A 14154-nucleotide genomic window follows, 5' to 3' on the forward strand; every position below is an offset into this window, starting at 1 on the left:
CAGCGGATAACGCGGGTTAGCGCCGGTGCACTGGTCATCGAAGGCATCTTCAGACAGTTTGTCAACGTGTGCCAGGAAGTCAGCTTCCTGTACGCCTGCTTCACGGATAGACTTAGGAATGCCCAGCTCAGCTTTAATGCTTTCCAGCCATGCCAGCAGTTTTTCAATCTTAGCGGCGGTACGGTCGCCCGGCGCGCTCAGGCCCAGGTGGTCAGCAATTTCAGCGTAACGACGGCGTGCCTGCGGACGATCGTACTGGCTGAAAGCGGTCTGCTTGGTCGGGTTGTCATTCGCGTTGTAGCGGATAACGTTACAAATCAGCAGGGCGTTCGCCAGACCGTGCGGAATGTGGAACTGAGAGCCCAGTTTGTGCGCCATGGAGTGACATACACCGAGGAAGGCGTTGGCAAACGCGATACCGGCGATAGTCGCTGCACTGTGAACACGTTCACGCGCAACCGGGTTTCTAGACCCTTCGTGGTAAGACGTCGGCAGGTTTTCTTTCAGCAGTTTCAGGGCCTGCAGAGCCTGACCGTCAGAGAACTCAGAAGCCAGTACGGAAACGTAAGCTTCCAGGGCGTGAGTTACCGCATCCAGACCACCGAACGCACACAGGGACTTCGGCATATCCATCACCAGGTTGGCATCGACAATCGCCATATCCGGGGTCAGGGCATAGTCAGCCAGCGGATATTTCTGACCGGTTGCATCGTCGGTCACAACCGCAAACGGTGTGACTTCAGAACCGGTACCGGAAGTGGTGGTGACGGCGATCATTTTCGCTTTCACGCCCATTTTCGGGAACTTGTAGATACGTTTACGGATGTCCATAAAGCGCAGCGCCAGCTCTTCAAAGTGGGTTTCCGGGTGTTCGTACATGACCCACATGATTTTCGCGGCGTCCATCGGGGAACCACCGCCCAGCGCGATAATCACGTCTGGTTTGAAGGAGTTAGCCAGCTCAGCGCCTTTGCGAACAACGGAAAGCGTCGGGTCGGCTTCAACTTCGAAGAAGACTTCGGTTTCAACGCCAGCCGCTTTCAGCACAGAGGTGATCTGGTCTGCATAGCCGTTGTTGAACAGGAAGCGGTCAGTCACGATGAGCGCACGTTTGTGGCCATCAGTAATCACTTCATCCAGCGCGATGGGCAGAGAGCCACGGCGGAAGTAGATAGATTTCGGAAGTTTGTGCCACAACATGTTTTCAGCTCGCTTAGCAACGGTTTTCTTGTTGATCAGGTGTTTCGGACCAACGTTTTCAGAGATGGAGTTACCACCCCAGGAACCACAACCCAACGTCAGGGAAGGTGCGAGTTTGAAGTTGTACAGGTCACCGATACCCCCCTGAGAAGCAGGGGTGTTGATCAGGATACGCGCAGTTTTCATCATCTGACCGAAGTAAGCAACGCGTTCTGGCTGGTTATCCTGGTCAGTGTACAGGCAGGAGGTGTGACCGATACCGCCCATAGCGACCAGTTGCTCCGCTTTATCTACCGCATCGGAAAAATCTTTTGCTCGGTACATGGCGAGCGTCGGAGAGAGTTTTTCGTGAGCGAAAGGCTCAGAGACGTCCGTTGCACTCACCTCCCCTATCAGAACCTTGCTGTTTTCAGGCACAAAAATGCCGGCAATCTCTGCGATTGTAGCCGCTGACTGGCCGACAATTGCCGCGTTCAGCGCCCCATTTTTGAGCAATACTCCGCCTACAGCTTTCCTCTCTTTTTTATTCAGAATCACCGCGCCGCATTTCGCAAAACGCTCGCGAACGGCATCATAGACGGAGTCAACAACGACAACAGACTGTTCAGAAGCACAGATTACGCCGTTATCGAAGGTTTTCGACATCAGGATTGACGCCACAGCGCGTTTAATGTCAGCAGTTTCATCAATCACTACCGGAGTGTTACCTGCGCCTACGCCGATAGCCGGTTTGCCGGAGCTGTATGCTGCTTTAACCATGCCTGGACCACCCGTCGCAAGGATCAGGTTAATATCCGGGTGGTGCATCAGCGCGTTAGACAGTTCTACGGAAGGTTGATCGATCCAGCCAATCAGATCTTTCGGCGCGCCGGCAGCGATAGCCGCTTGCAGAACGATATCTGCCGCTTTGTTGGTTGCCTCTTTAGCGCGCGGATGCGGAGAAAAGATGATGGCGTTACGCGTTTTCAGGCTAATTAGCGACTTGAAAATCGCGGTAGAGGTCGGGTTGGTTGTCGGAACGATGCCGCAAATAATACCGACAGGTTCAGCAATCGTAATGGTCCCGAAAGTGTCGTCTTCTGACAGCACGCCGCAGGTCTTTTCATCTTTATAGGCGTTATAGATATATTCGGAAGCGAAGTGGTTTTTAATCACTTTGTCTTCCACGATGCCCATACCAGACTCGGCGACCGCCATTTTGGCCAGCGGAATGCGGGCATCAGCGGCGGCCAGAGCAGCGGCGCGGAAGATTTTGTCTACCTGTTGTTGCGTGAAACTCGCGTACTGACGCTGGGCTTTTTTGACGCGCGCAACCAGCGCGTTTAATTCTTCAATGGAATTAATCGACATGGAAACCTCGAACGGAAACAGAGAAGCGCCGCCGCAGAACACGGCGGCGAAAGTCATTAACGCAGACGATGCTTAATTTTTTCTACCATCATCGCGGTGGAGATGCCGTAGCGATCGTGCAGCGTCGGCAGCGCGCCGGCCAGCAGGAATTCGTCAGGCAAACCAACGGTATCCAGCTCACAGCGTACGCCCTTACGCATCAGCAGCGCGGCAACCGCCTCCCCTAACCCGCCGACCGAGGTATGGTTTTCCGCGGTCATCACCAGGCGACCGGGCTTCGACGCCTGCTCAATAATCGCTTTTTCATCAAGCGGCTTGATTGTCGGCACGTGCAGCACGGCCACGCTGATATTATCGGCGCGTAGCTTTTCAACCGCCTCCAGAGCACGCATGGTCATCAGCCCGGAAGAGATAATCAGCACATCATTGCCGTCCTCCAGCAGTTTCGCCTTGCCCAGCTCAAACTGATAGTCGTACTTATCCAGCACCAGCGGCACCTTACCGCGCAGCAGGCGCATATACACCGGGCCGTTATGGTCAGCAATTGCCGGTACCGCCTGCTCTATCTCCAGCGCATCGCAAGGATCGACGATAACCATGCCGGGAATGCCGCGCATAATCGCCAGATCTTCGGTTGCCTGGTGGCTTGGGCCATAACCCGTCGTCAGGCCCGGCAGCGCTGCACAGATCTTCACGTTCAGATGCTCTTCGGCGATCACCTGATGGATAAAATCATAGGCGCGACGGGTGGCAAACGCAGCGTAGGTGGTAGCGAAGGGAATAAATCCCTCTTTCGCCATGCCCCCCGCCGCTCCCATCAGCAGCTGTTCCGCCATTCCCATCTGGAAAAAGCGATCCGGGAAAGCCTGGGCGAAAATATGTAGATCGGTATATTTTGACAGGTCCGCGGTCATACCGACGATTTCAGGGCGCTGCGCCGCCAGTTTTGACAGCGCGACGCCAAACGGCGCAGGGATCGTCGCCTGGCCTTCATCGGCGATAGAAGCAATCATCGCGGACGTTTTTAAACGTGGTTTACTCTGGCTCATTACAACACTCCTTCCGGTTTGTTAGCGTCCAGCACCGCAATCGCTTTTTGCCACTCGTCAGCATCGACGCGAATAAAATGGTTCTTATCGCGGGTTTCGAGGAACGGCACCCCTTTGCCCATCAGCGTGTCGCAGAGAATGACCCGCGGCTGGTTGCCGGCATGACTTTTCGCGTTGTCAAAGGCCGCAATCACCGCAGCCAGATCGTTACCGTCCACGCGCTGTACGTACCAGCCGAAAGCGGCCCATTTTTCATGCAGCGGCTCAAAGCCGAGGATTTTGCGCGAATCGCCGTCCGCCTGCTGTTTGTTAACATCAACGATGTTAATCAAGTTAGTCAGGCCATAGTGGGCTGCCGACATCGCCGCTTCCCAGGTTGAACCTTCGTCCAGCTCCCCATCCGACATAGAGTTATAAACCCAGGACGTGCTGCTCTTTTGCTTCAGCCCGAGCGCCATTCCTACGGCAATGGACAGCCCCTGCCCCAGCGAACCACCGGACATCTCCATCCCCGGCGTGTAGGTCGCCATCCCCGACATCGGCAGGCGGCTGTCGTCGGAACCGTAGGTTTCCAGCTCCTCTTCCGGGATAATTCCCGCTTCCAGCAGCGCCGCATAGTAGGCGATAGCGTAATGGCCGTGAGAAAGCAGGAAGCGGTCGCGCCCTTCCCACTCAGGGTCTTCCGGACGGTAGGTCATCGCGTGGCTGAACGCGGTTGCCAGCACATCGGCATAGCCCAGAGCCTGGCCGATATAGCCCTGTCCCTGAACTTCCCCCATTTGCAGGGCGTAGCGGCGGATGCGCCACGCCGCTGCGGCGACTTTTTGTGATTCGGTCATCTTCATCTCATTGCCTCGCTTAGTGAATTAACATGCCGCCGTTAACATCCAGGGTGATACCGGTGGAGTAGGACGCGAGATCGCTTCCCAGGAACAGCGCGGCGCGCGCGATGTCTACCGCATCGCCCAGGCGGTTCATCGGGATCCCGGCAAGGATGTTGGCCGTCATTTCATCGGTCAGCTTACCGGCGGTGATGTCGGTCTGAATCAGCCCCGGAGTGATGCAGTTTACGCGGACGTTATCGGGGCCAAGCTCACGCGCCATCGCCCGCGCCAGACCGAGCACGCCGGCTTTTGCCGCGCTGTAGTGCGGGCCGCCGAAGATACCGCCGCCGCGCTGGGCGGAAACGGAGGAGATGCAGACAATGCTGCCGGATTTTTGCGCTCTCATGACCGGGATAACCGCCTGTGACATCAACAGCGTGCCGCGCAGGCTGACGTCAAGCACCGCGTCATAATTAGCGCGCTTAATGTCCATTAGCTTCAGCGGCTGAGTAATACCGGCGTTATTCACCAGTACATCGACCCGACCATATTTAGCCATGATCTGTTCAATTGCCGCCTGAACCTGAACTTCGTCAGCGACGTTTGCCGCCAACCCGAGATGACCTTCGCCTAATGCCGCAGCTGCGGCTTCACTGGCTTCGCCATTGAGGTCGATAATGACCACTTTAGCGCCGTTTTCAGCAAATAATTTCGCGGTAGCAAAACCTAAACCGCGTGCGGAGGCCGCGCCAGTAATAATGGCGACTTTATCTTTTAATAACATATTTTCACTCCATGACATTACGTCATATTAATTAACAGGATATATTTCCGTTATTGTGGCTCATCGAGGAAGAGAATAACCACCAGACCAATTGCTGCGCAGATACCGAAATAGGTAAATACAGAATTAAAGCTGCCGGTCTTATCAAGTAAAAAACCCGCAGCCATCGGAGCGACAAACCCGCCGAGGTTGCCGCCGCTATTGATAATAGAAGAGGCAATGGGATAAGTTTTCGTGTCCGAAACCGCCATACCGTATGCTGTGAATGCGGGCCAGCCAATGTTCAGGCATAAACCGACGAAGAATAACCCAACACATACCGCCCAGGTGCTTGCCGGAATATTCAGCATAATTAACATCATGACCACGGTAGAAATAGCAGTAAACATCATCGTTGGCTTACGACGACGGCCTAATACTTTATCCGAAATCCATCCGCCGCCAATCGCGCCAATAAACCCGCCGATGCACGGCATACTGGCTACAAACCCCATACTCATGACATCAAAACCGCGCTCTTTCACTAAATAGAGCGGAATCCAGGTTAATAAGCCGTACAGCACGCTAACCATCATAAAATAGGCCAGGCAGTCACCGAGGATATTTTTGGAAGTAAATAATCCTTTTGCCGTATCGATAGGCGCCATTTTTTTCACCCGAATAATTTTATCCAGCAAAGTGAAACGATCGGCAATTAATATATTTTCCCGCACGGTGTTTTTATGGATATCACGCCCGGCATTAATCTCTTCCAGTTCACTTTGCGAAACAAATCCGCTCTCTGAAGGTTTGGACTTAACCAGTAAATACCAGGCAATCGCCGCCACGATCCCCGGGATCGCAAAGGAGAAAAAGACCCACCGCCAGCCCCAGGTGACCGCAATCCACACCGCCAACGGCGGCACGATAATCGGCGCAAACATGGTGGCCGCGATATAAACGCCGGTTGCCGTGGCTTTCTCTTTCGGCGGAAACCAGTTATTAATCGTTGAAGCCAGACCCACCGGGCATGGTCCTTCGCTAAGCCCCAGTCCCAGTCGCACCATCTTCAGGCTAAACACCGAACTTACCGTGCCCATCAGCCAGGTGAAAGCGGAAAAGCCGAAAATTGATAGTGAAACTAACCCCCGCGTGCCACGTTTGGCGATAAAAAAACCTGCCGGGATCTGGCTTACCGCGTAGCCAAGGAAAAACATACTGGCGATGGCCCCGGCTTCAAAGTTGTTGATATGAAACTCATCAATGATAAACGGCAGCACCGCGCCGATATTGGTTCTGTCGGCGTAATTTATTGCATACACCAGGAAAATCATCGTCAAAACCACCAAACGATATTTTGTCTTCCTGGCGTCAGTACAGACTACAGTATCTATACGTGACATAGGGTATCCTCATTATTGTTTTATATTTTCGCGAACCTTACCGCATCGCGCCTTGTTATCAGGCCTGTGGTTGCAATATAACAATCCCCAAAAGAAACGGTATTCAAAAAACCTCAATTATGAATGAGGAAAATTTGCTTCGTGACTGGATTCAAATTATTGTTGAATCAGCTTGACCGACAGAAATGGCAGATAAAACTGTTAACTTCATCACGAATTACCCCATAACTTATTTTTCGCCTATGTTAAGCTGACCAGGTATTAGGGGAGTAACCGCTGAATTTACTTCCTGGGGTAATAAAATTGGGCGATCATCATTCCATTCACCGGAGATAATCATGAACCAGCCACTACAGAATAAAAGCTTGCCTGTGCCATCTTTACGCAATATCCAGGCATTCATTGAAGTGGCTGATACCAACAGCCTGAATCTGGCAGCTGAAAATCTCAATGTTACGGCCTCCGCGGTAAGCCATCAGATAGCCAGTCTGGAACAGTATCTGGGAAAGAAACTTTTTTCGCGCAGCAGTAAAGGCGTCGTATTGACCGCGATTGGTGAAAAATATTTAAAAGAGGTTTCGGGGGCGTTAAACATTATTGGACAGGCTACCAACCAGGTCATAAATGATATTCACCAGGATTATTTACGCATACATTCAGCACCGAGTTTTGGATTACTATGGTTGATGCCCCGTCTGAATAAATTTCGCCAGGCCTGGCCTGAGCTTAAAATTAGCCTGACCTGTTCTTACGAAAGTATTCAGTTCTCCCGTGATAATATCGACATCGATATCCGCCACGGCCTTTCACAATGGCCGACGCTGGTCGTCAAAACCATAAAAAATGAACGTATGCTCCCCTATACGTCATCGACTTATTTAGCGAGTCATAGCATTCAAAACATTGAAGACTTACTGGGTTGCGATCTTATTCATTCAGATAGCACGCTGATCAACTGGAGCAACTGGCTGTCCTGGCATAAGGTTCGCGGCTGGAATAAAAACTTTATTTTTAATTTTGACCGCTCCTATATGAGCATTGAGGCTGCACGTATGGGCATGGGGATTATTCTTGAAAGCAATTTACTGGCCGGACAAAGCGTTAGCCAACGCCACCTGGCGCCCGTTTTTACGACTGACGTGAGTATGCCGGTTAACGCTCACCACTTCGTTTTGCCACATCACAATGAACAAAAAGAGAAAGTGAAGATATTCTTTAATTGGGTTTCCAAAGAGCTAAGCCGCGAAGGATTTCAGATCTAATAGCTGGCGGTAGACAAACCTGAAATGTGCGCCTAAAGTTAATCAATCGATTGATTAAGACTTAGGGCGTGTGATGAATATTCCCACTACGACCACCAAGGGCGAGCAGGCGAAAAGTCAGCTCATTGCCGCCGCGCTGGCGCAGTTTGGCGAGTATGGCCTCCATGCCACCACGCGCGATATCGCCGCGCTGGCGGGGCAAAATATTGCCGCCATTACTTACTATTTCGGCTCAAAAGAGGATTTATACCTCGCCTGCGCCCAGTGGATTGCCGATTTTCTTGGCGAAAAATTTCGCCCCCATGCTGAAAAAGCGGAACGTCTGTTTCGCCAGCCTGCCCCTGACCGGGACGCCATACGCGAGCTCATTCTGCTCGCCTGCAAGAACATGATTATGCTGCTGACGCAGGAAGACACCGTTAACCTGAGCAAATTTATTTCACGCGAGCAGCTCTCTCCCACGTCGGCCTATCAATTGGTCCATGAACAGGTTATCGATCCGTTGCACACCCATCTGACAAGATTGGTTGCCGCTTATACCGGCTGCGACGCCAATGATACGCGCATGATTTTGCATACCCATGCCTTACTGGGCGAAGTGCTGGCGTTCCGTCTCGGCAAAGAAACTATTCTGTTACGTACCGGCTGGCCGCAGTTTGATGAAGAAAAAGCGGCGCTGATTTACCAGACGGTAACCTGCCACATCGATCTTATTCTGCACGGTTTAACGCAAAGGAGTCTGGACTGATGAAAAAACCTGTCGTTATCGGACTGGCAATCGCAGCGATCGTCGCTGTGATTGCCGGTGGAACCTGGTGGTATCAAAGTCGGCAGGACGATGGGCTGACGCTATACGGTAATGTCGATATCCGTACCGTCAATATCAGCTTTCGCGTCGGCGGCAGGCTGGCGTCGCTGAATGTTGATGAAGGCGATACTATCAAAGCCGGACAGGTGCTCGGCGAACTGGATCACGCGCCATACGAAAACGCGCTAATGCAGGCGAAAGCTGGCGTGTCGGTCGCGCAGGCGCAATATGATTTGATGCTGGCAGGCTATCGCGATGAAGAGATAGCCCAGGCCGCCGCCGCCGTCAGACAGGCGCAAGCCGCCTATGACTACGCGCAAAACTTTTATAACCGTCAGCAAGGATTGTGGAAAAGCCGCACCATTTCCGCTAACGATCTGGAAAATGCCCGCTCATCGCGCGATCAGGCGCAGGCGACGCTGAAGTCCGCGCAGGATAAACTGAGCCAGTACCGTACCGGTAATCGTGAACAGGATATCGCCCAGGCGAAAGCCAGCCTGGAACAGGCAAAGGCCCAACTGGCGCAGGCGCAGCTTGATTTGCAGGACACCACGCTTATCGCGCCTGCCAACGGAACCTTGCTCACCCGCGCGGTCGAGCCTGGCAGTATGCTGAACGCCGGCAGCACGGTATTAACGCTCTCGCTGACCCGCCCCGTCTGGGTGCGCGCCTATGTCGATGAACGCAACCTCAGTCAGACGCAACCGGGGCGCGACATTCTGTTGTATACCGACGGTCGTCCTGACAAACCTTACCACGGCAAGATTGGTTTCGTTTCGCCCACCGCGGAATTTACGCCGAAAACCGTCGAAACGCCGGATCTGCGTACCGATCTCGTCTATCGCCTGCGCATTATCGTCACCGATGCGGACGATGCGTTACGCCAGGGGATGCCAGTCACGGTGAAATTTAATGACGAGGCACGGCATGAGTGAGGCCGTTATTACGCTGCACGGTCTGACGAAGCGCTTTGCGGGAATGGATAAACCCGCCGTCGCGCCGCTCGACTGTACCATTCATTCCGGTTATGTCACCGGGCTGGTAGGGCCGGACGGCGCAGGAAAAACCACGCTGATGCGTATGCTGGCGGGCCTGCTCAAAGCCGATGGCGGCAACGCGTCAGTATTGGGCTTCGACCCGATACAAAACGACAGCGAGCTGCACGCGGTTCTGGGCTATATGCCGCAGAAATTCGGTCTGTATGAAGATCTTACCGTCATGGAGAACCTTAATCTCTATGCCGATTTACGCAGCGTTACCGGCGAGATACGGGAAAAGACCTTTGCCCGTTTGTTGGAGTTTACCGCCCTCGGCCCTTTCACTGGCCGTCTGGCAGGAAAATTGTCCGGCGGGATGAAGCAAAAACTGGGGCTGGCCTGTACGCTGGTCGGCGAACCGAAAGTGCTGCTGTTGGATGAACCGGGCGTTGGCGTTGACCCGATTTCACGGCGCGAGTTGTGGCAAATGGTCCACGAACTGGCGGGCGACGGGATGCTGATTTTATGGAGTACCTCCTATCTGGATGAAGCCGAACAGTGTCGCGATGTGCTGCTGATGAATGAAGGCGAGCTGCTCTATCAGGGCGAACCTAAAGCGCTGACGCAAACGATGGCCGGTCGTAGCTTTCTGATGAGCAGTCCACAGGAAAACAACCGTAAGTTGCTACAGAGAGCGCTCAGACTGCCGCAGGTGAGCGACGGCATGATTCAGGGACGTTCGGTACGCCTGATCCTGAAAAAAGAGGCGACCGCAGCAGATATTCGCCAGGCCGAAGGGATGCCGGAAATCACCCTCAATGAGACCGCGCCGCGCTTCGAAGATGCGTTTATCGATCTGCTTGGCGGAGCGGGAACCTCGGAGTCTCCGCTGGGTTCAATCCTGCATACGGTTGAAGGCACTGCCGGCGAAACGGTGATTGAAGCGCAGGAACTGACGAAAAAATTTGGCGATTTCGCAGCCACGGACCATGTTAATTTCGTCGTACAGCGCGGCGAGATTTTTGGCCTGCTCGGCCCGAACGGCGCGGGTAAATCAACCACCTTTAAAATGATGTGCGGCCTGCTGGTGCCGACGTCCGGCAAGGCGCTGGTGCTGGATATGGACCTGAAAGTCAGCTCCGGCAAAGCCCGTCAGCATCTGGGCTATATGGCGCAAAAATTTTCGCTTTACGGCAACCTGACGGTTGAGCAGAACCTGCGTTTTTTCTCCGGCGTCTACGGTTTGCGGGGCCGCGCGCAAAATGAAAAAATTCAGCGCATGAGTGAAGCGTTTGGTCTGAAAAGCATCGCGTCGCATCCCACCGATGCGCTACCGCTGGGCTTTAAACAGCGACTGGCGCTGGCCTGCTCGCTGATGCACGAACCGGATATTTTATTCCTTGATGAACCAACGTCCGGGGTTGATCCCCTCACCCGCCGTGAATTTTGGCTGCATATTAATAGCATGGTGGAAAAAGGGGTCACGGTAATGGTGACGACCCACTTTATGGATGAGGCGGAATATTGCGATCGCATCGGACTGGTTTATCGCGGGAAGCTTATCGCCAGCGGTACGCCGGACGATCTCAAAGCGCAGGCCGCCGATGAGCAACAGGCCGATCCGACGATGGAGCAGGCCTTTATCACTCTCATCAATGACTGGGATAAGGAGCATACGCATGAGTAAGTCTCTCTCCTGGCGCCGCGTGCGTGCGTTGTGCGTCAAAGAGACGCGCCAGATCGTGCGCGATCCCAGTAGCTGGCTGATTGCGGTGGTGATCCCGCTGCTGTTGCTGTTTATTTTTGGTTACGGCATTAACCTCGACTCCAGCAAGCTGCGGGTGGGGATTCTGCTTGAACAGCAAAGCCAGGAGGCGCTGGATTTCACTCATGCGATGACCGGTTCACCCTATATCGACGCGACCATTAGCGATAATCGCCATGAATTAATTGAAAAAATGCAGGCCGGACGCATTCGCGGACTGGTGGTGATTCCGGTGGATTTCGCGCAGCAAATGGCGCGCGCCGGTGACAGCGCGCCGATTCAGGTGATTACCGACGGCAGCGAGCCAAACACCGCCAACTTCGTTCAGGGCTATGTTGAAGGCATCTGGCAAATCTGGCAACAGCAGCGGGCGGAAGATCGCGGCGACACCTTTGAACCGCTCATCGACGTCCAGACGCGCTACTGGTTTAACCCGGCGGCGATCAGTCAGCATTTTATCATTCCCGGGGCGGTGACCATTATCATGACGGTAATTGGCGCCATCCTCACCTCGCTGGTCGTTGCCCGCGAATGGGAGCGCGGCACGATGGAGGCGCTGCTCTCAACCGAAGTGACGCGTGTTGAACTGCTGCTGTGTAAGCTTATTCCCTATTACTTTCTCGGTATGCTGGCGATGCTGCTCTGTATGCTGGTATCGGTGTTTATTCTCGGCGTGCCGTATCGCGGTTCGCTGGTGATTCTGTTTATCATCACCAGTCTGTTTTTACTGAGTACGCTGGGGATGGGGCTGTTGATTTCCACTATCACTCGCAACCAGTTTAACGCCGCGCAGGTGGCGCTGAACGCCGCGTTTTTGCCCTCGATTATGCTGTCCGGATTTATCTTCCAGATAGACAGTATGCCTGCGGTGATCCGCGCGGTGACCTATATTATTCCGGCGCGCTATTTTGTCAGCACCCTACAAAGTCTGTTTCTGGCCGGCAATATTCCGGTCGTGTTAGGCGTTAACGTACTGTTTTTAATCGCCTCGGCGGTGATGTTTATTGGCCTGACGTGGCTAAAAACCAAACGACGGCTGGATTAACTATGTGTATGGATAATTGTCGTCGTAGGCCGGATAAGGCGTTCACGCCGCCATCCGGTATTATGCCTGATGCGCTTTGCTTATCAGGCCTACAAACTGGACTGAGAGGACGGACATGTTTCATCGCTTATGGACGTTAATTCGCAAAGAACTGCAATCGCTTTTACGCGAACCACAAACGCGCGCGATCCTGATTCTGCCGGTGCTGATTCAGGTCATCCTGTTTCCGTTCGCCGCGACGCTTGAAGTCACTAACGCGACTATCGCCATCTATAACGAAGATAACGGCAAACATTCGGTAGAACTTACCCAGCGCTTTGCCCGCGCGAAAGCGTTTACCCATGTGCTATTGCTGAACAGTCCGCAGGAGATCCAGCCGACTATCAATACGCAAAAAGCGCTGCTGCTGGTGCGCTTCCCGGCGGATTTCTCGCGGAATCTGGATACCTTCCAGCCTGCGCCGATGCAACTCATTCTTGATGGACGTAACTCCAACAGCGCGCAAATCGCCGCCAATTATCTGCAACAGATCGTCAAGGAGTATCAGCAGACATTGATGGACGGCAAGCCAAAGCCCAACAATAGCGAACTGGTGGTACGCAACTGGTATAACCCGAATCTGGACTACAAGTGGTTTGTGGTGCCCTCGCTGATCGCCATGATCACCACTATTGGCGTGATGATCGTCACTTCGCTGTCCGTCGCCCGCGAGCGTGAACAAGGCACTCTGGATCAGCTGCTGGTCTCTCCGCTCACCACCTGGCAGATTTTCGTTGGTAAAGCGGTGCCGGCGCTGATTGTCGCGACCTTCCAGGCCACGATCGTGCTGGCTATCGGCATTTGGGCATACCAAATTCCCTTCGCCGGTTCGTTAGCGCTGTTTTATTTCACGATGGTGATTTACGGGCTGTCGCTGGTAGGCTTTGGCTTGCTGATATCATCGCTTTGCGCCACGCAACAGCAGGCGTTTATCGGCGTCTTTGTCTTTATGATGCCGGCGATTTTGCTCTCGGGGTATGTCTCGCCGGTGGAAAATATGCCGGTCTGGCTGCAAAACCTGACGTGGATAAACCCTATCCGCCACTTTACTGATATTACTAAGCAAATTTATCTTAAGGACGCGAGTCTGGGGATTGTCTGGGGAAGTTTGTGGCCGCTACTGGTAATAGCGGCCACCACGGGTTCAGCGGCGTATGCGATGTTTAGACGCAAAGTGATGTAGCTTTTTATCTTTCGCCAGTAGCGAGACCACGGCGGGCCCGGCCAGGATAGCCAGCCCCGCCAGCGCCAGTAAGACATTGTTTTGCAATACGCGGGATAGCAGCCAGAGGACAATCAGCGCGGTGCCGAAGTACCAGGTGGTAGTCAGCTCTTCCAGCACATCCGCCACATCGCGCCAGCGTTGCTCATGATGGCGCTGCAACGCCAGCATCAGCAGTACCGTCACGCCATAAAGCACGCATAATCCCAGGCCGACGCGCACTAATGTGCCGCTCATCCAGCCTATTACCAGCATCGCCACTACCAGTAAATGCAACATAATCTGCCAACAACCGAGGCCGGTTGCGACACGAACGCGTTGTTGCCACTTCATGGCTTTTCTCCTGAAGCATTTTTCTCTCATTATTCAGAGTACCGAACTTTACGGAAAATTCCGTAAGACCGCATCTTTTTGTGACGACGACTACACTATTTCAATCAGGATAGT

The 14154-nt window shown here is 53.5% G+C and carries 12 protein-coding genes; 6 read left to right on the forward strand and 6 right to left on the reverse strand.

Translation table 11 applies throughout. From position 1 onward, the window contains the following. The 5 genes from adhE to ABVN44_RS23265 all read right to left on the reverse strand — a co-directional run. A partial coding sequence (gene adhE / locus ABVN44_RS23245; RefSeq protein WP_393954310.1) for a bifunctional acetaldehyde-CoA/alcohol dehydrogenase occupies positions 1-2550 on the reverse strand: 2550 nt, incomplete at its 3' end. Positions 2551-2606: 56 nt separating this feature from the next. Next, positions 2607-3599, reverse strand: coding sequence for a transketolase family protein (locus ABVN44_RS23250; protein WP_000083414.1), 993 nt, complete (start codon positions 3597-3599; stop codon positions 2607-2609). Beyond that, positions 3599-4444, reverse strand: coding sequence for a transketolase (locus tag ABVN44_RS23255; protein WP_000784291.1), 846 nt, complete (start codon positions 4442-4444; stop codon positions 3599-3601). The genes ABVN44_RS23250 and ABVN44_RS23255 overlap by 1 nt, the downstream gene beginning before the upstream one ends. A gap of 13 nt (positions 4445-4457) precedes the next feature. Then, entirely contained in the window at positions 4458-5207 is a 750-nt protein-coding gene (locus tag ABVN44_RS23260) for an SDR family NAD(P)-dependent oxidoreductase (RefSeq protein ID WP_000924697.1), read from the reverse strand. Between the two features lie 50 nt (positions 5208-5257). Further along, positions 5258-6589: an MFS transporter gene (locus tag ABVN44_RS23265; protein ID WP_001518324.1), complete on the reverse strand. Its 1332-nt coding sequence runs from the start codon at positions 6587-6589 to the stop codon at positions 5258-5260. 338 nt (positions 6590-6927) lie between these two features. On the opposite strand from ABVN44_RS23265, the gene ABVN44_RS23270 reads away from it, so the two are divergent. From ABVN44_RS23270 to ABVN44_RS23295, 6 genes are all read left to right on the forward strand, one after another. Beyond that, the gene (locus tag ABVN44_RS23270; RefSeq protein ID WP_001075546.1) at positions 6928-7851 is read left to right on the forward strand and encodes a LysR substrate-binding domain-containing protein; all 924 of its coding nucleotides are present in this window, start codon (positions 6928-6930) and stop codon (positions 7849-7851) included. A gap of 73 nt (positions 7852-7924) precedes the next feature. Continuing rightward, positions 7925-8599 (forward strand): transcriptional regulator CecR, encoded by a 675-nt coding sequence (gene cecR, locus ABVN44_RS23275; protein WP_023231419.1) that lies wholly within the window; start codon positions 7925-7927, stop codon positions 8597-8599. Beyond that, positions 8599-9594: a secretion protein HlyD gene (gene hlyD, locus ABVN44_RS23280; RefSeq protein WP_000743436.1), complete on the forward strand. Its 996-nt coding sequence runs from the start codon at positions 8599-8601 to the stop codon at positions 9592-9594. Before cecR ends, hlyD begins: the two co-directional genes overlap by 1 nt. Further along, the gene (locus tag ABVN44_RS23285; RefSeq protein WP_001287612.1) at positions 9587-11323 is read left to right on the forward strand and encodes an ATP-binding cassette domain-containing protein; all 1737 of its coding nucleotides are present in this window, start codon (positions 9587-9589) and stop codon (positions 11321-11323) included. Before hlyD ends, ABVN44_RS23285 begins: the two co-directional genes overlap by 8 nt. Beyond that, positions 11316-12446, forward strand: coding sequence for an ABC transporter permease (locus ABVN44_RS23290; RefSeq protein ID WP_000045762.1), 1131 nt, complete (start codon positions 11316-11318; stop codon positions 12444-12446). Before ABVN44_RS23285 ends, ABVN44_RS23290 begins: the two co-directional genes overlap by 8 nt. A gap of 115 nt (positions 12447-12561) precedes the next feature. After that, entirely contained in the window at positions 12562-13668 is a 1107-nt protein-coding gene (locus ABVN44_RS23295; protein WP_023231406.1) for an ABC transporter permease, read from the forward strand. Here ABVN44_RS23295 and ABVN44_RS23300 read toward each other — a convergent pair. Continuing rightward, the gene (locus tag ABVN44_RS23300) at positions 13630-14040 is read right to left on the reverse strand and encodes a YbhQ family protein (RefSeq protein ID WP_000871970.1); all 411 of its coding nucleotides are present in this window, start codon (positions 14038-14040) and stop codon (positions 13630-13632) included. The two genes, ABVN44_RS23295 and ABVN44_RS23300, sit on opposite strands and share 39 nt — an antisense overlap. Positions 14041-14154: the final 114 nt, after the last annotated feature.

This window comes from Salmonella sp. SJTUF15570 (genome assembly GCF_043357055.1).
Classification (GTDB): domain Bacteria; phylum Pseudomonadota; class Gammaproteobacteria; order Enterobacterales; family Enterobacteriaceae; genus Salmonella; species Salmonella enterica.